Annotated in this window: 28 protein-coding genes and 4 pseudogenes; 10 read left to right on the top strand and 22 right to left on the bottom strand. The window is 53.7% G+C overall.

Annotation, left to right across the window (positions count from 1 at the left end; genetic code table 11):
- Positions 1-17 precede the first annotated feature (17 nt).
- From ppk2 to PG5_RS00105, 4 genes are all read right to left on the bottom strand, one after another.
- Complete coding sequence (ppk2, locus tag PG5_RS00120; protein WP_020795055.1) at positions 18-893, bottom strand: polyphosphate kinase 2; 876 nt, start codon at positions 891-893, stop codon at positions 18-20.
- Between the two features lie 322 nt (positions 894-1,215).
- Complete coding sequence (locus PG5_RS00115) at positions 1,216-1,863, bottom strand: isoprenylcysteine carboxylmethyltransferase family protein (protein ID WP_020795054.1); 648 nt, start codon at positions 1,861-1,863, stop codon at positions 1,216-1,218.
- Between the two features lie 2 nt (positions 1,864-1,865).
- Positions 1,866-2,135: a DUF2933 domain-containing protein gene (locus PG5_RS00110; protein WP_020795053.1), complete on the bottom strand. Its 270-nt coding sequence runs from the start codon at positions 2,133-2,135 to the stop codon at positions 1,866-1,868.
- Between the two features lie 75 nt (positions 2,136-2,210).
- A complete protein-coding gene (locus PG5_RS00105; RefSeq protein ID WP_256227711.1) occupies positions 2,211-2,600 on the bottom strand; it encodes a DUF305 domain-containing protein in 390 nt (129 codons plus the stop codon).
- 658 nt (positions 2,601-3,258) lie between these two features.
- Here PG5_RS00105 and PG5_RS34685 point away from each other — a divergent pair.
- Both PG5_RS34685 and PG5_RS00100 read left to right on the top strand, forming a co-directional pair.
- Positions 3,259-3,480: pseudogene (locus tag PG5_RS34685) on the top strand (OprD family outer membrane porin); the annotation flags it as partial.
- A gap of 399 nt (positions 3,481-3,879) precedes the next feature.
- A complete protein-coding gene (locus PG5_RS00100; RefSeq protein WP_042955029.1) occupies positions 3,880-4,365 on the top strand; it encodes a hypothetical protein in 486 nt (161 codons plus the stop codon).
- A 297-nt stretch (positions 4,366-4,662) separates the two neighbouring features.
- Here PG5_RS00100 and PG5_RS00095 read toward each other — a convergent pair.
- The 9 genes and pseudogenes from PG5_RS00095 to PG5_RS00065 form a co-directional block, all read right to left on the bottom strand.
- Positions 4,663-5,356, bottom strand: a pseudogene (locus PG5_RS00095) (efflux RND transporter periplasmic adaptor subunit); the annotation flags it as partial.
- A complete protein-coding gene (locus PG5_RS34680) occupies positions 5,356-5,577 on the bottom strand; it encodes a helix-turn-helix domain-containing protein (RefSeq protein WP_256227710.1) in 222 nt (73 codons plus the stop codon). The pseudogene PG5_RS00095 and the gene PG5_RS34680, both read right to left, overlap by 1 nt.
- Positions 5,578-5,847: 270 nt before the next feature.
- The gene (locus PG5_RS34675; protein WP_256227709.1) at positions 5,848-6,114 is read right to left on the bottom strand and encodes a hypothetical protein; all 267 of its coding nucleotides are present in this window, start codon (positions 6,112-6,114) and stop codon (positions 5,848-5,850) included.
- Between the two features lie 216 nt (positions 6,115-6,330).
- On the bottom strand, positions 6,331-6,798 hold the full coding sequence (locus tag PG5_RS00085) for a DUF411 domain-containing protein (protein WP_042955028.1): 468 nt from the start codon (positions 6,796-6,798) through the stop codon (positions 6,331-6,333).
- Positions 6,788-7,603, bottom strand: a complete 816-nt coding sequence (locus PG5_RS33015; protein WP_081648110.1) for a cytochrome c — start codon at positions 7,601-7,603, stop codon at positions 6,788-6,790. The genes PG5_RS00085 and PG5_RS33015 overlap by 11 nt, the downstream gene beginning before the upstream one ends.
- Positions 7,604-7,612: 9 nt before the next feature.
- Positions 7,613-8,587: a copper resistance protein B gene (locus tag PG5_RS00075; RefSeq protein WP_042955025.1), complete on the bottom strand. Its 975-nt coding sequence runs from the start codon at positions 8,585-8,587 to the stop codon at positions 7,613-7,615.
- Positions 8,559-8,807, bottom strand: coding sequence for a hypothetical protein (locus tag PG5_RS34045; RefSeq protein WP_177326124.1), 249 nt, complete (start codon positions 8,805-8,807; stop codon positions 8,559-8,561). The genes PG5_RS00075 and PG5_RS34045 overlap by 29 nt, the downstream gene beginning before the upstream one ends.
- Before the next feature lie 12 nt (positions 8,808-8,819).
- On the bottom strand, positions 8,820-10,778 hold the full coding sequence (locus PG5_RS00070) for a copper resistance system multicopper oxidase (protein WP_020795044.1): 1,959 nt from the start codon (positions 10,776-10,778) through the stop codon (positions 8,820-8,822).
- 214 nt (positions 10,779-10,992) lie between these two features.
- On the bottom strand, positions 10,993-11,199 hold the full coding sequence (locus tag PG5_RS00065) for a co-regulatory protein PtrA N-terminal domain-containing protein (RefSeq protein ID WP_042955023.1): 207 nt from the start codon (positions 11,197-11,199) through the stop codon (positions 10,993-10,995).
- Between the two features lie 379 nt (positions 11,200-11,578).
- On the opposite strand from PG5_RS00065, the gene flgB reads away from it, so the two are divergent.
- Positions 11,579-11,992, top strand: coding sequence for a flagellar basal body rod protein FlgB (flgB, locus tag PG5_RS33010; protein ID WP_081648109.1), 414 nt, complete (start codon positions 11,579-11,581; stop codon positions 11,990-11,992).
- A gap of 118 nt (positions 11,993-12,110) precedes the next feature.
- On the opposite strand, the gene PG5_RS33005 is transcribed toward flgB, so the two are convergent.
- Entirely contained in the window at positions 12,111-12,311 is a 201-nt protein-coding gene (locus tag PG5_RS33005; RefSeq protein ID WP_020795043.1) for a heavy-metal-associated domain-containing protein, read from the bottom strand.
- 343 nt (positions 12,312-12,654) lie between these two features.
- On the opposite strand from PG5_RS33005, the gene PG5_RS00060 reads away from it, so the two are divergent.
- Both PG5_RS00060 and dmeF read left to right on the top strand, forming a co-directional pair.
- The gene (locus PG5_RS00060; RefSeq protein ID WP_042955022.1) at positions 12,655-12,930 is read left to right on the top strand and encodes a metal/formaldehyde-sensitive transcriptional repressor; all 276 of its coding nucleotides are present in this window, start codon (positions 12,655-12,657) and stop codon (positions 12,928-12,930) included.
- Between the two features lie 20 nt (positions 12,931-12,950).
- Positions 12,951-13,883 carry a CDF family Co(II)/Ni(II) efflux transporter DmeF gene (gene dmeF / locus PG5_RS00055; protein ID WP_020795041.1) on the top strand — a complete coding sequence of 311 codons (933 nt, stop codon included), beginning with the start codon at positions 12,951-12,953 and terminating at the stop codon, positions 13,881-13,883.
- 48 nt (positions 13,884-13,931) lie between these two features.
- Here dmeF and PG5_RS34670 read toward each other — a convergent pair.
- Positions 13,932-14,334 (bottom strand): annotated as a pseudogene (locus tag PG5_RS34670) (heavy metal-binding domain-containing protein); the annotation flags it as partial.
- A 258-nt stretch (positions 14,335-14,592) separates the two neighbouring features.
- Here PG5_RS34670 and PG5_RS34665 point away from each other — a divergent pair.
- The 3 genes and pseudogenes from PG5_RS34665 to PG5_RS35160 form a co-directional block, all read left to right on the top strand.
- A pseudogene (locus PG5_RS34665) lies at positions 14,593-14,825 on the top strand (copper oxidase); the annotation flags it as partial.
- A 102-nt stretch (positions 14,826-14,927) separates the two neighbouring features.
- On the top strand, positions 14,928-15,308 hold the full coding sequence (locus tag PG5_RS00050) for a copper resistance protein CopC (RefSeq protein ID WP_042955020.1): 381 nt from the start codon (positions 14,928-14,930) through the stop codon (positions 15,306-15,308).
- A 101-nt stretch (positions 15,309-15,409) separates the two neighbouring features.
- On the top strand, positions 15,410-15,616 hold the full coding sequence (locus tag PG5_RS35160) for a hypothetical protein (protein WP_020795040.1): 207 nt from the start codon (positions 15,410-15,412) through the stop codon (positions 15,614-15,616).
- Between the two features lie 245 nt (positions 15,617-15,861).
- On the opposite strand, the gene PG5_RS00040 is transcribed toward PG5_RS35160, so the two are convergent.
- The 4 genes from PG5_RS00040 to PG5_RS00025 all read right to left on the bottom strand — a co-directional run bounded on the left by PG5_RS00040 (position 15,862) and on the right by PG5_RS00025 (position 19,627).
- Positions 15,862-18,219 (bottom strand): heavy metal translocating P-type ATPase, encoded by a 2,358-nt coding sequence (locus tag PG5_RS00040; RefSeq protein ID WP_020795039.1) that lies wholly within the window; start codon positions 18,217-18,219, stop codon positions 15,862-15,864.
- Between the two features lie 2 nt (positions 18,220-18,221).
- The gene (locus tag PG5_RS00035; protein WP_042955018.1) at positions 18,222-18,479 is read right to left on the bottom strand and encodes a DUF2933 domain-containing protein; all 258 of its coding nucleotides are present in this window, start codon (positions 18,477-18,479) and stop codon (positions 18,222-18,224) included.
- Positions 18,480-18,572: 93 nt separating this feature from the next.
- The gene (locus tag PG5_RS00030) at positions 18,573-19,109 is read right to left on the bottom strand and encodes a plastocyanin/azurin family copper-binding protein (protein WP_042955016.1); all 537 of its coding nucleotides are present in this window, start codon (positions 19,107-19,109) and stop codon (positions 18,573-18,575) included.
- Positions 19,110-19,273: 164 nt separating this feature from the next.
- Positions 19,274-19,627, bottom strand: a complete 354-nt coding sequence (locus PG5_RS00025; RefSeq protein ID WP_020795036.1) for a co-regulatory protein PtrA N-terminal domain-containing protein — start codon at positions 19,625-19,627, stop codon at positions 19,274-19,276.
- A gap of 205 nt (positions 19,628-19,832) precedes the next feature.
- Here PG5_RS00025 and PG5_RS00020 point away from each other — a divergent pair, with 205 nt between their 5' ends.
- Together PG5_RS00020 and PG5_RS00015 are read left to right on the top strand one after the other, a co-directional pair.
- Entirely contained in the window at positions 19,833-20,522 is a 690-nt protein-coding gene (locus PG5_RS00020) for a heavy metal response regulator transcription factor (protein ID WP_020795035.1), read from the top strand.
- On the top strand, positions 20,519-21,925 hold the full coding sequence (locus tag PG5_RS00015) for a heavy metal sensor histidine kinase (RefSeq protein ID WP_042955015.1): 1,407 nt from the start codon (positions 20,519-20,521) through the stop codon (positions 21,923-21,925). The genes PG5_RS00020 and PG5_RS00015 overlap by 4 nt, the downstream gene beginning before the upstream one ends.
- 113 nt (positions 21,926-22,038) lie before the next feature.
- On the opposite strand, the gene PG5_RS32995 is transcribed toward PG5_RS00015, so the two are convergent.
- From PG5_RS32995 to PG5_RS00005, 3 genes are all read right to left on the bottom strand, one after another.
- Complete coding sequence (locus tag PG5_RS32995; RefSeq protein ID WP_081648108.1) at positions 22,039-22,371, bottom strand: DUF2933 domain-containing protein; 333 nt, start codon at positions 22,369-22,371, stop codon at positions 22,039-22,041.
- Between the two features lie 156 nt (positions 22,372-22,527).
- Positions 22,528-22,746, bottom strand: coding sequence for a hypothetical protein (locus tag PG5_RS00010; RefSeq protein WP_020795032.1), 219 nt, complete (start codon positions 22,744-22,746; stop codon positions 22,528-22,530).
- A partial coding sequence (locus PG5_RS00005; RefSeq protein ID WP_042955013.1) for a heavy metal translocating P-type ATPase occupies positions 22,743-23,690 on the bottom strand: 948 nt, incomplete at its 5' end. The genes PG5_RS00010 and PG5_RS00005, both read right to left, overlap by 4 nt.

The following is a 23,690-nucleotide window of genomic DNA, read 5'->3' as shown; positions in this document are numbered from 1 at the left end:
CTCCTGAAGGGCAGACATCAGCGAGCCAGTTTCCCAGCGTCGACGCAACTGGGCGTGAATTCGAATACGATGTCCCGATCCGGCTCGACGAGCTTGTTCTTCTTCCCCGCGTAATGTAGTCGCGAGAGGACGTCGCGTATAAGATTTAGACGCGCTAACCGCTTATTGTCAGCCCGTACGATACGCCACGGTGAGATAGCGGTATGCGTTCGCATCAGCATTTCGTCGCGCGCGGCGGAGTACGCCTTCCAACGTTTAATGGCGATAGCATCGATCGGACTCGTCTTCCATTGCTTGAGCGGATTACGTTGCCGCTCGTCTAATCGGCGCCGCTGCTCGTCCTTGCTGATGTCGAGGTAATACTTCAGCAGCTTGATACCTGAATTGACGAGCACTTCCTCGAACTTCGGCACCGATTGCATGAACTCCTCATGCTCGTCCTTAGAGCAAAAGCCCATCACATGCTCGACGCCGGCACGGTTGTACCAACTTCGATTGAACAGAACTAGCTCCCCAGCCACGGGGAGGTGGACGACGAAACGCTGGAAGTACCATCCACTACGCTCGCGGTCAGAGGGTTTGTCGAGTGCCACGACGCGTGTTTCGCGCGGGCTTAGGTACTCGACGACGCGCTTGATGCTACCGTCCTTACCGGCGGCGTCTCGCCCCTCCAGCAGCACGAGAATCTTATCGCCGCAGCCGATGAAGTGCCTCTGCAGCTTGACCAACTCTATCTGCAAAACACGAAGCTGAGCTTCATAGTCATCATGTGAGATCAATGCCTCGGTTTGCTCCCTGCTGTTGATAAGCTCAGCCGGCGAAATACCTGTGCCGCCTGCAACCGGCAGAACGACAGCATCACTTCCCCTGACATTTTTTTTCTTTTTGCTCATAGAAGTACTCCATCGCCCAGCTCGGTCGTTCGGACCTTCAGGGAAACTGATTTTGGCGGCCACCGATTCGATCTGGATCGGTGTCACGGACGCAGAAATTTTAGGCGCTTACGCGCTGTCTGCACACGCACACGATACGGGTACCTCCCTCGACATTAGGTTCCTTCTGCTGAGGTACAAGGCCCGAACAATTAACAGATGGAATGGGATTGATGCGGTTGCTTGCGTTGTTGAACCTACTAACGCGATACAGGTGTTGGTCCATAGCCGCCGGAATAAACGGAGTTAAAGGAGTGCCAGCGAGCCTTTAGGCAACATCGCTTCAGGTGGCCGATAGACGCTTATGCAGCGACGGCAGAAAGCGTGGTGTCCTCGCGGCATAATCTGCGAACTCCGCGCCGAACTGCTTTCGCATCTCTGACTCTTCTGTGATAGCCAGCCGCGCATACATTACTAGCAAAATAGGAAACATGAGCAAGGTCAGCAACGTCGGCCACTGGAACAGAAAGCCCAACAGAATAAGTACGAACGCAACGTATTGCGGATGGCGGATATGCGCATACGGGCCTGACACGGCGAGACCTTTGCGCCGCTGCGCGTGGTACAGGACATTCCACGCGCTGGACAGTAAATAAAAGCCGAAGCCAAGGAAGACATAGCTGGCGATATGCAGCACACCGAAGTGCGGATCGCCCTTTTCGCCGAGTAGCGTCGACCACAGATGGCCGGTGTTGTGGGACAGTAGGTCGAGGCTCGGAAACTTCGTCTGAAGCCAGCCCGACATCAGGTAGATTGTCAGCGGGAAGCCGTACATCTCGACGAACAGAGCTACGATGAAGGCTGCGAACGCCCCGAAAGTGCGCCAGTCGCGTGCGGTCTGAGGCTTGAAGAAACTGAAGGCGAACATGATGAAGATGGCTGAATTGAGGATGACGAGCGTCCACAGTCCGTAAGACGGGGTGTCGTGCATGACTAATCTCCAGTCTTGGGCGGCTGCGATGGTCCAGGGGGGACTTTGGTCGATGGGTCTCCATGATGGTGACCATGGCCGCCGTGCATGAAGAAGTGCATCAGCGGGCACGCCAGCAGCAGTAGAAACGGCAGTGCGCCGAAGAAGTGGACACGGTGCTCGCTGAGCAAGAAAAACGCAGCAATGGCGCCAAAAACGATCAACCCGATCAAGTAGCGCGAGCTCCAGAAGCCTGGTGGTTCAGAGTTGTGCTGGAGGTGGTCGTGATTCACTAGATTCTCCTTCAAACCGACGCGGGTATTTCTTTTAAAAACGCAGCGCATTGATAGGCTTTGGCGCCACCATAGTCATTGTTTTTTATTCGCTTTAATCCACTGATCGATTACGGCGATTTCCTTCTTTTGCGCGGCAATTATGTCCTTGGCCATATGGAGCATCTCCTGATTTTTTCCGCTCTTGAGTTCGGCTTGCGCCATTTCGATTACCATCTGGTGGTGCATGCGCATGTTGGCCGCGAAGTCATAATCCACATCACCAGTCTTGGACATGCCGCCCAGTTGCTTCGTGATCTTCGATTGAACCATCTGCTCGGAAGGCATCGGCATCGTTTCGCTTTTCGCGGGTTCTGCGGCATTGGCCAACATCGGTGCTGCTGCCATTACCGCGACAACCATCGCTACCGCCCTCATCAACAAAGTGAACCGGCTAGCGTTGTTGTGCTTGATATACTGTGACATTGTCAAACTCCTGTTAGGGCGGGAGGGTTGGCCATTGCCCCCGAACACGGAAATTGCTATTTCTGAACCGCATGAGGGTTGACCAAACCCTAAGTGCCAACCATTTTTCGGCAACGCTGATCCCATTCACAACAGGCCTGACGTAATCTCCCATACCTCCATCGACCCGTTTTCAGCCGGCGCAAGCCTCACAGAGGCTCGGCGCAAGCCCCGCACACGTGGAGGTGGAAACGGAACCGCTCAACAAAAATTGGCCGACGTCTAATAGATTTTCAGCACAGTTGATCATTAGATGAAAATGTTCGACCTCAAGATGTTTACCCCAAGCCTCAAGACTACCAAGCGTAACTCGAGCAAAATGCTGTTTCACAACGCTCAAGTAAGCCAATACCCAAACGCTCACATTTACCCTAGACCACGTTTGGCGGACAGTCGACTGAAATTAAGATTACATTCCTGTCAGCTTCTAGTTGGTTAGCATTACGATGCACATAGGTGTTAGCACCATCCGAGCCTATTTAGCTGACGAGGTGTAAATCACGATGCACTGTCAGGAATGACATTAACAGAGCAAATATCATACCTGACACATAAGTAATGTTAGCGTCAGCTTCTGACAGGTAATACTGGCTAATATCTAATTTCAGTTAATTAGCGCTCGGAGAAAACCTACTCGAATGCGAACAGTGTCTATATGCGCCGAGGAGCTGACAGGACCAGAAGGGTTGGAGCGTGACATCAAAGCTAAGTACATCATTCAAACCGGCTCTCTGAAAGATATGTCTTGCGTGTTCGCCAAACGACGACTTGGGCTACTGCCTTCGAATCTGATTTGGATGGGGTTCGTCTGATTGTCGAGTACCCACTGCAACTGCTTTAACGAGCGCTAACCTGCAGCATCAATTGTTCTATTGCTAGGTACACCCCGTCTCCTTGTTATTCCTTTGGTGGGAGGCGGCTTAGGCGCCCTTGTGCCGCCGGTGCATGATAAGGCGGAAAAACCTTCCGAGCGGCAGACATGACAATCCCGTGGCATGAACGCCGCCGCCTGCTGGTTGGTATCGATGCCGAGCCGGCGGACGCGTAACTCAGGAAAGCTTTGCAGCGATGCGCAAGCTGTTGCACATCATCGTTGGTGTGCTCAAATCGGGCCAACCATTTGGCCCGGACTTCTTGATCAAGATCAACCCGAGAGGCGATCCGGAGCTATATTTTTAGTTGTGCTGTTCCTTCGCGCAGAGCGGTTAAGTTGCGCGTTCCCATTGAGCGGAATCATGATATGAAACTGACAAAGCTAACCGCGTTCCTGATAGGCGCATCACTCACCCCAGACTGGGCATTGGCCGCGCAAGGCACTGAAGGAAGCCCCATGCCCCTAGCACAACAACCAGCCGTCAATGTCGAAGAATTTGATAAGCACATGGCACAGGCTCAAGAGTATCTGAAGAAGATGGAGGAGGTTATGACCGAGATCCAACAAGCCAAAGACCCCAAGGAGCGTCGGAAACTCTTGCAGGAGCATCAAGCGATGATGCAACGCGGCATGGGAATGATGGGGGACTTGTGGGGTAGAGGGACGATGGGGCGTCAAATGATGAAAAGCGGGATGATGGGCTGGAAGGATATGGGGGACCGATACTCAGCGATGACCCCGGAGCAGATGAAGCAGCACCAGTACATGATGGATCGGTACATGGGCATGCAGCAGATGATGATCGATCAGTTGATGCAGCGCCAAAACCAAATGGATATGCAGCCGCGTTAACCAGCTCCACAGCCGCGGGAAAGGCGCTGACCAATGCATTTGTGAATTTACACTTTGAACTCAGTACGTTACCTCGGGTTGCAAGATTGGCAAGTTCATTGCGATCTTGGAACAAGGTTCGGATCTGAAAACTCTTTCTCGGCTGGGGAACGCCAATAAAGAGGGAGCTTGGCGGCTGAAGTTCTTAAAGTAAACTCTGCTTAAAATCAATCCTGCACCCCAGATATTGGCCTTGGAGCGATTGGCAACACGCCTGGATCAAGCACAGCAACGTGCGGTGGCTGCACAGCGCCTGGTGCCCGAACGTACATTCAACTCTTGTAGCAAACCGCTTATGGGGCTGGTGAGCGTCAGGACCCGGCTCGGTCTTGCCGCTTCGCTCCACTTGAGCAATCAACGTCGCTGGCATCCCGGTCAAGCGCAATCTTTGGCGCGCTGCCGCCAGCAAGTCGGCATCGCCACTGCGTTTGAGTGCGAGAAACTCGTCCTGAGCAGCGGCCCACTCCGGGACCAAGATATCGGCTAAAGCCGCACGGGCTTTGAGCACATCGCCTGGAGCACGGGCATACACACGCTCCACAAAGCCAGCAGTACGCGATTGAATCACCGCAACATCCCGCTCGTCGAATGCCAGCACACCGACCACCTACAGGCTGGAAGCAAGCACGCCGCGAGTGACTGAGGCCAGTCGTAAGCCGAGATTCTGGGTCAGGCTGGGGTCGATACTGATGGCCGCACTGTCTGCTGCAGCATCAGCGTAGCGGGGCTTCAACTCCATATCCATAAAAGGAGTTTTGCCTGGTTTATCGAATTTCTGCTGCGGGGACATCGGGTTGTACCAATACAGTACTTTGCGTTGGTCTTGGGCTTTAGGGGCCTGTTCAGCTGTGCTATCAGGCATGCGCTATTGAGCGAACCAGTAACCGCCGGCAGCGCCTAAGGCAATCGAGAGGCTTGTCAGCAAAGCCCCTTGCCAGATTTGAGAGCTCATTAATTGGCGTTCCCATAAGCAAAATACAGGCGGGCAGCCAAGGCGGATGACGGATCGATACCCAGTAGCGCCCGGAATGTCCGGGAGAAATGAGCCGAGTCTGAAAAAACCGCCTGATGAGCCGCGTCGGTCAGCCGTGCACCTTTGGTCAAATGCTGCAGGGCTTGCTTGAGACGTAACCATCTCGCGTAACTGCGAAGCGGCAGCCCCGTATGCTCCACGAATCAATGAGAAAACCGCGTGGGGGATAGATGCACCACCGCGGACAACTCTTCGCGTCCCATTTGGCCTCTGCTCAGCGCCTCAATTATCTTGATCAAGCGAGGATATGGGGGCGGGAGATCGGGCAGTCGCAGCGCCTGGCGCCCCCCAGTCCTAACTTGGAGATCACTGTGTTCTGGCTCGTGAAGTGCGTCGACTATCGGCGCTACGTCCGCCGGAGCGATCAAAATCACCCTCGGGTCTTCCGCCCCCCGCAGAGCGCGGGCTTACTATGACAGCGCATCCACATAGATCGACAGAACGTGACCGGCGCTCAGTTGGTGCTTCAAACCGGCCGGAATGAAGATGGCGCCCTCTGTTTGAATACCCATCGGGGTTTGAACCGATACAGTTGAGTCGAGGTCAACTGAGATCTGATGTGCTTGATGGAGGTGCCATTCTTGGTGACAGGCAAGGCCAAAAAAGACACCGATACCAGGGCCAACCCATGCATGACCTGCCCAGCGCACGGCCTCTGCTGTAACCCAGCTCTTCATTCTCTAGCTCGGCCTACTTCCACTTTTGTCCGTGCCGACTGCAAACGTATAGTCATTCGGCATCTGACTGCGGCATCGTATTGATGCTGGGCCATGATGGGCTATTCGTGCGCCGACTCCCAATTTCTTTACCGTGCTCTCGCACATGGGTACTTGAAAGTTTTGGCAACGCCGGTTTGACCGGTTTGTCACCGTTCGGGTAATGAACTTTTGTGATTAGTTTACCGGGTACTCGGCGATCACTTGGTCGGTACCTGCTTTGCTCAGACCGATGACCTGATACGCATCCTGCTTCTCACCGACCTCCATACCTGGCGAGCCTGCCGGCATCCCCGGCACAGCAATCCCGATAAGGTCATCGCGCTTGCTCAAGGCAACTATTTGCTCGGCGGGCACGTGACCTTCAACAAACTTTCCATTGATCATTGCTGTGTGGCAGGACGAGAGTCGTGGAGCAATACCGAGTTCCTGCTTGACCGCGCTCATGTTGGTTTCTACATGATCAACGACGGTGAAGCCGTTAGCTTCAAGGTGCTGGATCCACTTCTTGCAGCATCCACAGTTAGCGTCACGATGGACGTCTATCGTCAGCGACTCTGCTGCATGACCAGCTGAACTGATAAACAGAGCCGCGAATGCAGCGAGGCGAAGTGCCCGACCAGGACGAAGAAAGTTATTTCGCATGGGTATGCTCCTTCCCATCAGCGTGGGTATGAGTTTTTGGCTGAACGGCCGGAGCTGCAGGGGCGTCATGCGAAGCCTCCACAACCTGACGATGGACGTGTTCGGTACTTTCATCCTGAGAAGGCGCTGCGACCGCCTCATGGGCATGGGCGCTGTTTCTCACCCCATGATGATCGCCTGCTTCGGCTATCTCTCCGGCTGCACCTGCATCATGATGCCCAGCGGCAGCCCCTTTTTGGCCCTCATGCTGCCCTTCATGGTTATGCATTTTGCTCTCGCCGCCACCGTGTTGATGACCACCGCTGCTGGTTGCTAGAGCGTTGTATTGCTCAGCATCCAATGAAGGCAGTTGCTGGAGAAAAGCGACCATTCCCCAAATGTAGGGATCGGCCATGCTTTTACCCCAAGCGGGCATACCTGTGGATTTGATTCCATGCTTGATGATCCAGAAAGCTGCGGCAGGGTTTCCGTCAACGCCCAGTTTTGAAAGATTTGGAGGTGCAGGGTAAAGACTATTGCTTAACTCGGTTCCTCCAATACCCGGAGCCAGATGGCAACCGATGCACATAGCGTTGTAGTTGCCAGCACCTGCGCGGATGAGAGCTTCTTCACTCAGGTCGGGGACTTTAATATCGCGTGAACGCACAGCAATCGAGCGATCCCGAGCAGTGGAAAGAAGCGAGTGAACGGGGCCGAAATGCGGATCATCCGCCCCAACATTGATCACTCCAAAATACACCACGCCGGCACCTACTATTGCGGCAACCACCCCGGCAGCAGTCAATGTTTTCAATGTTCTTTTCATGTCAGGCCCTCAAAACCACATCCGAATACCGGCGACAAATCGCGCCTCGTTCGCATCCTCTCCTTCATCACTGGCCAGGTCTGCCGTATTGCCGTAGGAGCGGCTCCAGCTAACCCCAATGTAAGGGGCAAATTGGCGAACAATCTCATAACGCAATCGGAGCCCTACTTCGGTGTTTGCCAAACCAGACCCAATGCCGCGCTGAGGATCATTTTTTCCGTAAAAATTGGCTTCGGCCGTCGGCTGCAAGATCAGGCGATTGGTCAGCAGAATGTCGTAGTCGCCTTCCAATCGAGCAGCGGTTTGACCATTCTCACCGATATAGGCAGTCGCTTCGGCTTCAAAGTTATATAGGGCCATGCCCTGAATACCGAGCGCTCCCCAAGTTTGTGGTGATCCGGGCTTGAAGTCTTGTCGTACGCCGGTGACGACATCCCACCATGGACCGATGGAGTGCCCCCAAAGTGCTGAGAGTTCAGCGTTTTCCGTTACGCCATTGGTACGTTCGCCTTCCGAGCGCAACCACAGGCGGTCAACGTCACCGCCGATCCATCCTTTTGCATCCCAGGCCAATGCACTACCGTTGTCAGCATCCTGGTACTCAAACTTATCCAGCAGCATGAAGGAGTTGACCTTCTTGTCGTGAACACCATGACCAGCCACATCAGGGAACGCGGCTGCACGGTCGGCGTCGGTCAGTACACGGATTGGAGTTCGGCTGGTGGAGGTAGCCCCTCCATCCATACTTTCCATACCGTCCATTGCTCCATTGTCCATGCCCATCTTGCTGTGATCCATTGCCCCCATCTTGCTATGGTCCATAGCTCCCATCGAGCCGTGATCCATCTTGGAGTGATCCATCTCTTCTGCCGCCTGGGCCATGAAAGAGAAAGCAGGACTGGTGGAGACTGCAATTGCTAACAACGTTGGGCGTATGAATTTACTGGTCATGATCTCAATCTGCCTTTTTGGTTTTTTGGTCATGATCCATCGACTCATGGCGCATCTTGCTGTGATCCATTGACCCATGATCAGGCTTTGACTCGGTTGTCGTAGTTGCGGGCTTGCTCGTTGCTTTTGCAGGAGTAGCAGGTGAATGATCACTGCTATCTTCGACTGCCAGCGCCACGGACGAGAGACCACCCATCAAGCCGATGGCAAAGAGGCTACCGACCAGCGATTTGCGATTTAGGTATGTGCTCACAGATCGTCTCCTTTACTCATCAACCCGTACTTCACGGAACATGCCCATTTCCATATGGAAAAGCAGGTGGCAGTGATAGGCCCAGCGACCTAAGGCATCAGCGGTGACTCGATAGCTGCGCTTGGTACCTGGTGGCATGTCGATCGTGTGCTTGCGTACCATGAACTTGCCGTTCTCATCTTCAAGGTCACTCCACATACCATGAAGGTGGATGGGGTGAGTCATCATGGTGTCGTTCACCAGGGTGATGCGCAGACGTTCTCCATACTTCAGGCGCAGCGGCTCGGCGTCAGAGAACTTGATGCCGTTGAACGACCACGAAAATTTCTCCATGTGGCCGGTAAGATGCAGCTCAATGGTGCGATTGGGCTCGCGGCCATCAGGGTCTTGGAAAGTGCTTTTCAGGTCAGAGTAGGTAAGTACTCGACGACCGTTGTTCCGCAGCCCGATGCCTGGATCGTTTAGCTTTGGCGTCGCGGTCATAGCTTGCATGTCAACCAAGGGGTTGTTGGTTTCGGAAGCTGGATGGGTCAGCATTTCGCCACCCATACTGCCCATGCCAGTCATTTCTGAATTATCACCACCATCCATCCCTGCCATCTTGCTGTGGTCCATACCGGCCATCTTGCTGTGGTCCATACCAGCCATCTTGCTGTGGTCCATACCAGCCATCTTGCTATGGTCCATGCCTGCCATGTTACCGCTGTCCATACCGGTCATCCCGGTCATGCCACCTTGGTCCATGCCGGTCATCTTGCTGTGATCCATGCCCGTCATCCCGGACATGTCACCGTGTTTCATCTCGCTACCACCCATACCAGCCATGCTGCCATGGTCCATACCCGCCATCCCGCCCATTCCCATGTCATCCATGGTCAAAAGAGGCCGAGGATCCAGCGCAGGTACCTGTGCTTTTAATCCTTCGCGAACGGCCAGCGTTCCGCGTGCGTACCCAGTTCTATCCATAGATTGGGCGAAGATGGTGTAAGCCTCTTCGCTGGCAGGTTCTACGATGACGTCATACGTTTCTGCCACGGCAATACGGAATTCGTCGACGCTTACTGGTTTGACGTGTTGTCCATCGGCGGCCACAACGGTCATTTTCAAGCCAGGAATACGGACATCGAAATAGCTCATAGCCGAGCCATTGATGAAGCGCAGGCGCAGCTTCTCGCCCGGTTTGAAGACCCCGGTCCAGTTACCGTTCGGTGCCTGGCCATTCATGAGGTATGTGTAAGTATCCCCACTGACGTCTGCGAGATCAGTGGGGTTCATTTTCATCTCAGCCCACATTTTCCGATCGGCCACGGCAGCAGACCAACCTTCCTTGCTGACATCGTCGATGAAGTCGCCAACCGTCCGTTTGTGGTGGTTGTAATAGTCTGATTGCTTCTTGAGCTTGGCCATGACCCGAGCAGGATCTTCATCGGTCCAATCAGTCAGCATCACCACGTAGTCGCGGTTGTATTGGAAAGGTTCGGGCTCTTTCGAGTCGATGACGATTGGACCGTAAACGCCTGCCTGTTCCTGTAAACCAGAGTGGCTGTGGTACCAGTATGTACCGTTCTGATGAACCTTGAATTTGTACTCGTACATGCCATCGGGAGCGATGCCATGAAAACTCAAACCCGGTACACCATCCATGTTGGCGGGCAGAATAATCCCGTGCCAATGGATGGAGGTGTCTTGGTCCAAGCGATTTTTTACACGCAGCGTGACTGTTTCCCCTTCACGCCAGCGCAGCAAAGGTCCCGGCAATGAGCCATTGATGGTCATGGCTGTGCGTGGCGAGCCGGTGATGTTTACAGGGGTTTCTCCAATAAACAGATCAAATTCGTTACCGGTGAGCACGCTCGGCAGACCAGGACTGGTCACTGCCCATACAGGAGTGCGCCACAGACCAAGGCCGCCGAGAATGCCACCAGCGGCCAAGCCTTTTACGAATGTCCGCCTAGAGGTTTTGGAATTCATGCCGTTTATATCCAATCAGTCAAAAGGGAAGCCGTGCGAACAACCAATGAGCTGCTCAGGTTGAAGGCACTCTCTCGGGGGGAGTAATGAGCCCGGGTGAGCTTCGCCCGCCGTTACTGAAAAAGAGCTTTGACGGCAAGCGAGCTCTGAAATTGCCACATTTGAACCATCAAAGTGATTACATTTCTGTCAGCTTTGGAGTGCTGCAAGCTATTCAGCAATTCTTGTGGTCCATCTCTTTGACTTTGCTTTCCGCGACAGGTGGTTGGGATTTTTGTGTTTGAGCTACTTGGTACGACTCCATTGAATTAATCCTTGCCGCCTCCATACGTGCGAATGTCCGATCACCGCCGCCTTCAGCCATAGCCAGCGAAGAGATGGACAGAGCGGCGATGACGAACAAAGTTTTGATAGGTTTCATTTTGGTTCCTCGAATGTAGTGGTAACCCCCGAATCCACAGCAATTGATGATTCTTAGGGGAGAGCTCAAGGCTCAATAGGACTATACAACTCACCCCCTGTCAGGAACCTTAGGTGAATATTACAGTTGTGTCAGGTTGCGATATTTCTCTTGAGGAGCACGCTATTTAATCCGTAAGGTCTCGATCTCCAGCGTTACACGGCTATTTATTGAGTATCAGTTGAGGTGCCTAACATTGTAAGTATCCGATTGCTTTCAAGGTGCAGACGTTTTTTTAGTTTCTGCACCGGGACTGCGAATGTGAGCCTGGGTGCACCGCGTCAACACTTGAGTGTTCAATGCTCATGGAAAATAGCAACGCTAGTGAGGGTGGTTGAGTGTGAGTATTAATTTTGAGAAAGCGCTTGGCCCCGCAGAAAGAGCGTTAATTTATCGTAGTCAAAGAGCCGAAATCCTGAGTAACAATATCGCAAACGCTGATACGCCGAACTTCAAGGCCCGAGACTTAGATTTTTCTACTGTGCTTGCAAGCCAGGCAAAAGAAACTCCTGCTACTCCGTTTTCTTTGAAGACAACAAATGTAAAACATATAATTGGACAAGCGTCAGCAAGTGATATTTACGGAGGTGCTTTGCTTTACAGCACACCGGCTCAACCTGCCGTTGATCAAAATACTGTCGGTCAGCAGGTCGAGATCGCAAAGCACACAGAAAATGGAATACGTTTCGACGCCGCTTTTACTAGGTTGAATGGAGCATTCAAAGGTTTGCTCAAAGCTCTGCGAGAGGATTAGTAGCGCATGGGCTTGTGAGCGGTAATTGTGGCCGACGCGGCTGCTTCGGTACTCCCTAAGGGTTCACCAAGGGGAGTCCTCTGCATATCGGGCTCTGACCAGGGGGGCAGGTCAGCATTCAAGCGCTGATCTGGGAAGGAAAACCTAACGCCTCGACAGCTTTACGAATCTGCTCAGGGCTTTCGCTGCTTTCAACACTCACTTTGCCGGCTGACCGATTAACGGAAACCGTAGCTTCGTTGTCCAGTGACTGAATCGCTTTGGTGATTTTGCTGACGCAACTGCCGCATCCAATGCCTGATACATCTAAGACAAACATGGTGATTCCTCTCGTGCTGAGCGGTCTCTTTTCACCGCACCGACAGCATCAACGTTGACACGATGGTAAGGTCAACAGTTTTCCGTTTCGGGTTGTGACCGTCATTAATGGCTAATTGCAAAGACTTGACCACCCGTTTGCGTCGTATTCGACCAGTACGCTTCTTGGCCATGGCCGGCAGAGAACGGCCAGAAGTGACATTCCAGGTCCTCTCGCTTCATCCCTGCTAATTGAAGCCTCTCTTTCCTGCCGCGGGCTTTAGATGATTTGTTCGCCTGCCAATCTTGCATAGGTATAGGGGGTATGCCTATCATGCGTGACATATAGGTAGGGGGGGTATTCCATGGGTCATATCGCAGCACACAAAGACGACCTTCTCAAGCGCGTAAAACGTATCGCCGGACAAATCCAAGCCGTTGAACGGGCATTAGAATCGGATCACGATTGCGCCAAAACACTACACCTTGTTGCTGCCACTCGCGGAGCCATCAACGGCTTGATGGAGGAAATTATCGAGGACCACGCGCGGGAGCATGTCGCGAACCCTGCGCTCAGCGAAGAACAGCGTAACAAGGGGGTCGAAGAGCTTCTTGAAGCCATTCGCCGTTACTCCAAGTGAACGCATCTAGGTACACACTCATGAGCAGCACCAACATCAACTACACACACGACCACGTGTTCCTTGGCTCAGCGCACGACGAAAATGCCAAGCGTACGCTTTGGGTTGTGGCACTGACGGTGGTGATGATGATTGGCGAGATCACCGCCGGCTATATCACGGGTTCGATGGCATTACTGGCCGATGGCTTCCACATGGCAACCCATGCCGGCGCATTGGGCATCGCGGCGGCCGCTTACGGATACGCAAAACGCCACGCTTCCAGCCAACGCTACAGCTTCGGTACCGGAAAGGTTGGAGACTTGGGTGGGTTCGCCTCGGCGCTCATTCTCGGCATGGTCTCCTTGGGAATTGGCGTTGAGTCTGTCATGCGCCTCTTGCAGCCAACGGAAGTTCAGTTCGGCACCGCTACTCTCATCGCGATTGCTGGTTTGATCGTCAACATTGTCAGTGCTCTGCTGCTGGGCCACGGGCACAGTCATGGGCACGATCACGATCACGATCACGATCACGATCATGGCCATGCCCATCACGGGAACGACAACAACCTAAAATCGGCCTATGTCCACGTCCTGGCGGATGCGCTGACGTCGGTTCTGGCCATTGCTGCACTGCTCGCCGGCCGCTACCTCAGCTGGGTGTGGCTGGACCCGATCATGGGCATTGTCGGCGCCATCGTTATCGCGCGTTGGGCATGGACCTTGATGCGGGTCACCGCAGGTGTATTGCTGGATCAGACAGACGCACACGTTGCCGAGGAAATCCGTGAACTGGTTGAGAAACCTGGGGATGCCACCATTACCGACTTACACGTCTGGCGGGTCGGGCCGCAAGCCCATGCGGCCATCGTCAGCGTCCTGGGCCGAGCAAGCGTGAATGCCGATAGCATTCGTGAGCGGCTCAAACCGGTTCACGAAGTCAGCCATCTGACGGTCGAGTTTCGACTGGCCTGATGAGCGACTCCCCTCCATGGTCTCCAATGGAACCCGCAATGGCCCTAGCGGGAATTGGGGTAAGAGCGTTGCCATGACGCTGTACAGGTGGGCTGCGGCGGTACCCAAACCAATCAAAGCCCACATGTTTGGACTGCTATTGCTGATAGAAGTGATGCCCCTTACAAAAAAGGGCTGACCTGCCCATAAGGTCACCGGTGTCGCCAGAGCGGGCTCGATCCAGTTTTGGATCGAGCCATGGACGAGTTGCAACGAGTGTCCCGCCATGGCGAGCATGGTCACTATCACGGTTAAGGGCAGCGACCACCAAAAGCGGCGAGCGCAAACCCGGAGTTCAGGATTTTCTTCTTCATCGAACGCGGGCATGACCGGCTCTAATGTCATGCCACATTTAGGGCAGTTGTCGGGTTCGGGGCTGGCGTATTTCCGGGTGCATCGGACAGGCAAATTCAGTGCCTGTTGTACCGCAGACTCTGGAGTGGTGACGCGAGACTCGGAGCTCGAAATATTACCGCTGAAGCGTTCAGGATCAGCTCGAAATTTCTCCTGGAATTGGCTAGGCAACCAAGCTTACTGAATTGTAATCACCATTGTGGCTGGCTTATGTCATCTTCCGATCAAACACGCATGTGGCAGCTGACCTCGGACTTTAACGCCTGGCGCCGCTACTGATGCTTGCTCAGATATCCGTCTGATGGGATTTGGCGCAATGCAATCCAAAACTTTGAGGCGCACCTTAGTGAAAGGTCTGGCCGCCGATGGAGTCTTCGGCGGCCTGGGGCAATGGCGCACCCCAATCTTAGCCATAACCAGGCCAGGACAGTGCCACGTCCTTTCGCGTACAGAGTTTGATCTTTTCGTTGGTGAAAGCTCGGTGAGTATTACAGGCCCCCCCGCACCTTCATGACCGTCAACGGCGGATTTCCTGGACCTCTGCTGCGATAGCGGGGTTCTTGGGGTTCGCAAGTGGTTTTGAACACAGCAAAAAGAACGTGAAATAAACCAATCGACAAGCCGACAGCCTCGCGCTGTGGGGAGCCTTGCATGTCTATATTCAAAGTTACTGCTGTCGCCGTTGCCCTGACCTCCGGACTTTTAACGAGTGCATTGGCACAGGCGCACTCTAAACTGTTGTCCTCCACCCCGGCGGAAGGAGAGAGTGCCACTGCTCCAGCGAAGATCGAACTGCATTTCTCCGAAAACCTGATAATTACTTATTCCAAAGCCGAGCTGATCATGATCGACGCACCCATGTTCCACTCGCCGGTCGTAAAAGCTACTGTCGCGAGTGGTAGCGATCCAAAGACTATGATCATTACGCCAGCATCGACTCTTCCCTCCGGCGCCTATAGGGTGGAATACCATGCTGGAACGCATGACGACAGAAGCACCATACACGGCAACTTCACCTTCAAAGTGAAATAAGCCATTAGCGATTCACTAGACGTTGCACTGCGTTTTACCCTTTACACCGATCTCATGTTGCTCTTTACAGTCTACGGGGCAGAGAGCGGGTATCGGGAGCGGTGCTAAATTTTGAGTCGCTGCTGGTGGGGAAAGCCGTCCTCGGCATGGTGCTGTCTCTTGCGGCTGTAGCCGTGCTCGCTCAAAACATGAGCGGCGCCCCAAATTGGGCTGAGCTGCGCCCTCATATTGAAATGATTCTGGCCGACGCCGAAGTGGGTTTTAGTTGGATTGCTCGCAGTCCCGAGATGGAGATGGCGGCAAAATAACCGGACAATCCCAGCCGGCCCAGCGAGCGGAAATTTCACTGGCGTCTTACTGGCTGCTAGGAATGTCAGCAACAATGTCCCGCGAGCCTGCCTTGGCCACATGTACCGTGGTATGAAGGCACCGCTTCGCACCGCTAACCAAACTTAACCATTATTCCTCTCGTGCTCATCGGTCTCTTCACCGCACCCCCAGCATCAACGTTGACGCGATGGCAAGTGTTTCGGGTTGTGAGCGTCATTGACGCTCAGTCAATTCGGGTATTCCTCAGTCTCAATGCATTGAAAACTACAGATGCAGAACTGACGCTCATGGCTATGGCAGCGATCATTGGCGACAGGAGATGTCCCGTCAGTGGATAGAGCAAGCCTGCGGCAAGAGGAATGCCCATTGAGTTGTAAAGAAAGGCGAAAACCAAATTTTGCCGCATGTTTTTTACTGTTGCGACCGAAAGAGCCCGTGCTCGTAAAATTCCCATCAGGTCGCCTTTTACCAGCGTGAGTTGCGCGCTATTCATCGCCACGTCAGTCCCTGTCCCCATGGCTATGCCCACATCTGCTCGCGCCAGGGCCGGTGCATCGTTGATACCGTCACCAGCCATGGCAACTTTCCTGCCATATTGCTGGAGGTCTGCGACCAGACGTTCCTTGTCCTGAGGTTTCACTTCACCGTGGACTTCTTCAATCCCCATCTCCCTGGCGACAGCCCGAGCGGTGGTGAGCCCGTCGCCAGTAGCCATGATAATTTTGATGTCATCAGCCTTGAGCTTGGTGACTGCTTCTTTGGAGGTCGGCTTAATTGGATCTGATACTGCCAACAACCCTGCCAATACCCCGTCGACTGCGAGGTAGATGATGCTGATGCCATCAAGTCGCAACAACTCTGCACGCTCTTGTAGGGGCTTAGTGCTCACGCCTGCGGCTTCCATCAACGCGGTGTTCCCCAGCTGGATCTTCTTGCCATCAACGATGCCACTGACCCCGATTCCTGAACCAGACTCAAAGGATTCTGGCTTGGTGAGCTTAATGTTCTCGGTTCGGGCGTGATCGACGATTGCATGAGCCAAGGGATGCTCGCTGCCCTGATCAAGGCTGGCAGCCAGCTGAAGAACATCGTGGGGATTTAATCTGGGTGTGGCCTCCACACTGTGAAACACTGGCCGCCCCTCTGTCAGCGTGCCTGTCTTATCGACAATCAGCGTGTCGATCTTGCAAAGGTTTTCGATGGCACTGGCATCCCTGAACAGCACACCCATGCTAGCTGCTTTACCTGTCGAAACCATGATCGACATGGGTGTAGCAAGACCCAACGCACAGGGGCAAGCGATGATCAGCACGGCGACAGCGTTGATCAGACCAAACACCCAGCTGGGCTCAGGGCCAAAAAGCCCCCAACCAACAAATGTCAGTATCGCAATCGCGATAACACCCATCACAAAGTAGCCGGCAATCGAGTCGGCCATTCGTTGCATTGGTGCTTTGGAGCGCTGAGCCCGAGCGACCATCTGTACGATCTGTGACAGCATGGTCTCGGCGCCGACCTTCTGCGCCTCCATTACCAAGCTCCCATGTGTATTCAGCGTGGCGCCGATCAGGCTATCTCCAGCTCTCTTCATTACCGGCACTGGCTCGCCAGTGAGCATGGACTCATCCACCGCACTTTCACCCTCCAGTACTGAGCCATCAACTGGCACCTTTTCACCAGGCCTGACCCGCAGATGGTCTCCAAGGTGGACATGGGTGAGAGGAATGTCTTCTTCCTGTCCATCGGCATTGATCCGGCGTGCGGTCTTGGGCGACAGGCCGAGAAGGGACTTAATGGCGGCGGAGGTTTGCGATCGGGCTTTGAGCTCAAGAATCTGCCCAAGCAAGGTGAGCGAGATGATGACCGCAGCGGCTTCGAAGTAGACGCCGATACGTCCATCTTGCATAAAGGTAGCGGGAAAGCTTTGGGGTAAGAACGTTGCCATGACGCTGTAAAGGTAGGCTGCGGCGGTACCCAAACCAATCAAAGTCCACATGTTTGGACTGCGATTTCTAATAGAGGCTATGCCCCTTACAAAAAAGGGCCAACCTGCCCATAAAGTCACCGGTGTCGCCAGAGCGAACTCGATCCAGTTTTGGATCGAGCCATGGAGGAGTTGTAACGAGTGTCCCGCCATGGCGAGCACGGTCACTATCACGGTTAATGGCAGCGACCACCAAAAGCGGCGGGCGAAATCCCGCAGTTCAGGATTTTCTTCTTCATCGAGCGCCGGCATGACCGGCTCTAATGTCATGCCACATTTAGGGCAGTTGCCGGGTCCGGACTGGCGTATTTCCGGGTGCATCGGACAGGTAAACTCAGTGCCTGTTTGTACCGCAGAATCTGGAGTGGTGACGCGGGATTCGGCGCTCGAAACATAACCGCCGAAGCGTTCAGGATCAGCTCGAAACTTCTCCTGGCATTTCAGGCTGCAGAATTGATACGTCTGTCCCTGATAAGACTCACCAAATTTACTTGATGAAGTGACTGCCATTCCGCACACCGGGTCACGTAGATCATCGTCATTGAGCGGAGCAGCATGGGCGTGACTGTGGTCGTGGTGGCTCGATATGTTAGGCATGGCTATTTCCCTTCTTTGTCCTTGTGGGTTGCTGCCTGATCGCCATGGCTATGTCCGCCATGTCCATGTCCATGTCCAAAAAAATGCATCAATGGACAGATCAACAGAATCAGATAAGGCCAAAATGGATAAACGTGGCTGAAATGCTCCCGCAACACGTAGAAGGCACCAATCGCAATCAGCATGATTAGTACAACGCCTGTTTTGCGCCTCCAAAATGGTGCGGTGGTGTTTCCATCCGGATGCTGATGGTTATTCATGATCTAAACCCCACTGTGTGAGCGTTGCTGTGATCTCTGCGACAGAGCGTAGCCAACTCGTGCGTCGAAGCGCTGTTATCAGCCAGCTCCGGCTTACTTCAGGTCAAACGGACCAACCATTCCTGACTGATAATGCCCCGGCACGTTGCAGGCAAACTGAAGGCCTGTGCTGTTGTTGAAGGTCCAGATCAGCTCTTGGGTTGCGCCAGGCTCAATCAGGACGCTGTTCGGGTCGTTGTGCTCCATTCCGACCATCTTCATTCCACCCATGCTGTGGCTCATACCGCTCATCGTTTTCCCGGCACCGGTGGGGTTAAGGGTCCCGTTCTGGAACATGCTTGCCATTTCTTTTTGGTGTGCTGCATGAGCAGCGGCTTTGCCGATGTTGAACTCGTGCAGCAGCGAACCCTCATTGCGAAGGACAAATCGAATAGTTTCACCAGGTTTTACGTCGATGCTTTCAGGTTTGAAGAAAATATCGCCCATCTCGACCTCCACCGTACGGGTAACCTCAGAGGCGACTCCAGGCTGGCCGATGTCCTCTTTCCCATGCCCTGCACCGGCCATAGCCGTAGCACCGAAGAGTAGAGCGATTGCTGCGATGACAGGGGAAACGAGCTTAGCTTTCATCGTGACCTCGAGAGTAAGAGTGGGAGCACTGGCTATGCTAAAGACACGGAGCTGCCAGTTAACTGACCTGAACACTACATTTCTGTCAGTTTTCAAAAAAACACGGCGTCCAAATGACGCCGTATTTAACGTTACTGTTCAAAAAGCCCTTTGGAAGCTGGTTTTCACTGATGATTCTCTGAAAGCATCAGCTTGTGCTCACGTTGCATTTGGCTCAAAACGTCGTCGACAATTTTGTCGTGCTTTTCCATCCAGGCTAGGTGCTGCTGAGGTGACATTGAGGCGTCTGGATGATCTTTATGGAGTTGGCTCATGATGTCGCCGAGCATCTTCATATGCTCGGCCATGTGGACATGACGCTCCCCTTCAGGGGCTTTTTCAGCTTGTATCAGGACGGCTTCCGCCTTGTCGCGCAGGCGTTCCATTCGCTCCACGACCCGATCTCCACCACTTTCAGCCCATACAGAAGCCGAGACGAGTATCGAGCTCACAAAAAACAGCATTTTTAGGCGATTCATGGGGCAGCTCCTCATGGAATTGATTTCCGGCTCCCATACGTTTCATGCTGAAGAGTCGGTCGAGCGCTAGGAAGTGCTCATGTGTGAACCCTAGACAGCGGTCGCTGACATTTACCTGAGGCCAATATTACTTTTCTGTCAGTTGCTGGTTGGCTAGCGTGTTTCGTTGCAGACTGCGCTTCATCATTATCCGAGAGCCACCCTCATGAGACTTCTGGTTGCTGAAGACGAACCCAAAATAGGTATCTATTTGGAGCAAGGACTCACGGAGGCGGGGTTCAATGTGGATCGCTTTACCAATGGCAAAGTGGCGCTTCAGCACGCTTTGAGCGAGGCCTATGACCTGCTGATTCTCGACGTCATGATGCCTGGGCTGGATGGCTGGGAAGTACTTCAGAAGGTTCGTGCATCCGGAAAAGATGTTCCCGTGCTCTTCCTCACGGCGCGAGACCGCGTTGAAGATCGAGTGAAAGGACTTGAACTCGGAGCAGATGATTACCTGATCAAACCCTTCGCATTTTCTGAACTGTTGGCTCGCGTCAGAACGTTGCTGCGTCGGGGTAACGGCGCTCCCTCGCAAACCTATATGAAATTGGCTGATCTCGAGGTGGACCTGCTCAAGCGTCGGGCCATTCGTGGAGGTAAGCGCATAGACCTTACGGCCAAAGAGTTTGCGTTGCTTGAGCTGTTGCTACGACGTCGAGGGGAGGTACTGCCAAAGTCACTTATCGCCTCCCAGGTTTGGGATATGAACTTTGATAGCGATACCAACGTTATTGAGGTTGCAGTGAGAAGGCTGAGGGCAAAGATAGATGACGACTTTGAGGTCAAATTGATTCATACCTCAAGGGGAATGGGTTACATGCTCGACGCACCTGATTCGGAGTCGGAATGAACCGAATGTCCCTGACGACTCGCATGAGTCTGATGTTCATGCTCGCGGTAACGGCCGTACTCACGGTCGCCGGACTCAGTTTCAATAACCTAAGCCGGCATCATTTCAAGATGCTGGATCAGCAGGCATTGAACGAAAAACTCCACTCGACCCAGAGAATTTTGTCGGGGTTGAATAGCATCGATCAATTCAGCGAATTTAAGCCTGAGCTGGAGGCGCTGCTGGGTGCTCACCGTGATTTGACTGCCCTAATAGTCGATGGTGACGGCAAGCTGCTGTTTGCTGATCCCGGCCCGGTAGATATTCCGAAGGAGTTCCGCACAACCACAAACAACAACGTCTGGGAGTGGCGGCAGCAAGAGCAGATGTTCCGTGGCGTGACAGCACAAGCCGTTGTGACGGGGCAAGAAAAGCCGTTGACCGTCATTTTGATCTTTGACGTTACTCAGCATATGTCCTTTTTCGAGACGCTTGAACGCTGGTTTTGGATAGGGTTGGTGATCAGCGCACTGGTCAGTGCGGCACTCGGCTGGATGGTTGCAAGCAGTGGTATGCGGCCTATTCGCCAGGTCACGCGGGTCGCTGCCTCAATGTCAGCAAAATCACTCAAAGAGCGCATCCCCTTAGCACCCGTTCCGAAAGAACTTCAGCAAATGGTGCTGTCGTTTAACGCAATGTTGTCCAGGCTCGACGATGCATTTGTCCGGTTATCGAACTTTTCCGCAGACATTGCCCACGAACTACGGACCCCCGTAAGCAACTTGATGACCCACACCGAAGTGGTGCTTTCAAGAAAAAGGAATATTGAGGACTACGAAGACAACCTGTACTCAAATCTTGATGACTTGAAGCGTATGAGTCGGATGATTGATGACATGCTTTTTCTGGCGAAATCGGACAACGGTCTGATCACACACGAGAACAAACCGATAAATCTGGTAGAAGTCGTGGAAAAACTGCTTGAGTACTACCGCCTTTTGGCTGACGAGCGAGGGATTGAACTCAAGGTTTCAGGAAGGGGCAACGTCCGAGGCGATGTCCTTATGCTGCACAGAGCCATTTCTAACCTGCTCTCTAACGCGCTGCGCTACACCTCTGAAGGGAAGACGATCAGTGTCGATATTCAGCAGAAGGAAATGTCGGTATTGGTCGTTGTGGAGAACCATGGAGTACCCATTGCCCCCGAACATCTTGAAAAGCTTTTCGATCGTTTTTATCGCGTGGATCCAGCGCGGCGAGAAGGGAGTCCAAGCAACGCAGGGCTAGGTCTGTCGATTACCCGATCAATAATTGAAGCACATGATGGCAAGATATGGTGTACGTCCTTCGATGGAAAAACGACCTTTCATATAGAGTTTCCAAGTGTTGACTTGAAGGTCAGCTGTTCAACGGCGCATTTGTGATCAACGGAGATCTCTCAGCCTACGCCCCACGTTCCACTTTCGTTATTTTTGAATGAGTGAAAACCCTAGTATCGCGGTATCCGTCCGGACAAGTCCTCTATACGATGAATCCGTCATGCAGGGCGATCGGGATACTTCGTCTGATTATCGGGTGGACCATCGTGCTCCGCTTGGCTATTGCGAGCGCTGGCGTGCTGATGGCCACAGCAATTGTCATGTGCACCACTTTCACCGTGTTCATGTCCGCCATGCCCATGCCCATGCCCATGCCCACGGTGCATGAAGAAGTGCATCAGTGGACAGGCCAGTAGTAGCAGGAATGGCAGATAGGGAAGGACGTGAGCCCTGTGCTCGGTGAACAGGAAATAACCGGCGATGGCTAGGAAGCCTAAAAAGTACCAGTGGGTGCCCCTTGCGCGGTGCTGGGACAAATTATGTTGGTTCATGATGGCACTCCTTGGAGGGAACGGGAGGGAGGGTCATGACGCAAGGCCACTTCCAATTTTGCTGAAGCGCTATCGTAGGTTTGAGCATAGCGAGCCAGAGCATCGGTTTACGTGTCCAATGCGTCGGAAATTTAGGGTGATGAGTCGCATAAAGTATCAAGGCAGATTCTTCCTTTTCAGTTGGCGATCAGCCTCGGCCATGTCCTTATCAAATTGGCGAACGCCGCGAAAAAGTTGCACCCCGACCAAGACCGGGCACAGCAGGAAAATCGCTGCTATGGCAAACGATTTTCCGGTCAGCCCCAACAGGTAAAGCACGGTGGCGATGCCCACAATACTCACCAGGAGGCAGATAATTAAAACTTCGCGGTTCATGATTTAGCCTCCTGAATCAAGCCAATACGGGCACGTTTCAGCAGCGCGGAATTGGCGATTACCGACAGGGAGCTGAGTGCCATCGCGGCGGCAGCGATGATGGGATTAAGCAGTCCGAAGGCCGCAATTGGAATGCCGATACTGTTGTAGATGAATGCCCAGAACAGGTTTTGTTTGATCTTGACCATCGTTGCGCGCGACAGCTTGATCGCGGTGACCACGTCGCGTACATCGTTCTTGAGCAGGATAATGCCGCCGGTTTCCTTGGCGACATCGGAACCCGAGCCAATGGCGATGCCGATGTCAGCGGTGGCCAGGGCAGGCGCATCGTTGACACCATCGCCAACCATGGCCACGACCTGCCCTTCGCTTTGCAATTGACGGATCATTGCGGCCTTGTCGTCCGGCAAGACCTCGGCAATCACTCGCTCGATGCCGACCTGCCGCGCGACCGCTTCGGCAGTCCGGTGGTTGTCGCCGCTCAGTAGCACGACCTTGATGCCGCTGGCCTGCAATGCCGCAACGGCTTCAGCCGCTTCAGGTTTTATGGTATCGGCCACAGCAATTACCCCGAGCAAGCGGTCGTCGACCCCGACCAGCATCGCGGTCTTGCCATCGGCTTCCAGGCCGATGAGGTGCTCCTCGGCAGCCTCGGTCGAAATGCCTTGGCGGGCGAACAAACGCCGGTTGCCCAGCCAGATTTTGCGACTGTCGATACTGCCTTCGATGCCGTGACCGGCGATCCCATTGATACCGGTCGCCTTCGGCAGGCTGATGCCGCGATGCCGTGCGGCGCGCACTATCGCTGCGCCGAGCGGATGTTCTGAACCGGACTCCACAGCGGCGGCGAGCATCAAGACCTCGTTTTCCAACGCTGTGCCAAGCGGGATCACATCGGTTACGTTGGGTTCTCCTCGGGTAATCGTGCCGGTTTTGTCGAACAC

This window comes from Pseudomonas sp. G5(2012), from assembly GCF_000408945.1.
Lineage (GTDB): Bacteria > Pseudomonadota > Gammaproteobacteria > Pseudomonadales > Pseudomonadaceae > Aquipseudomonas > Aquipseudomonas umsongensis.
This window is presented reverse-complemented; position numbering and strand designations above follow the sequence as displayed.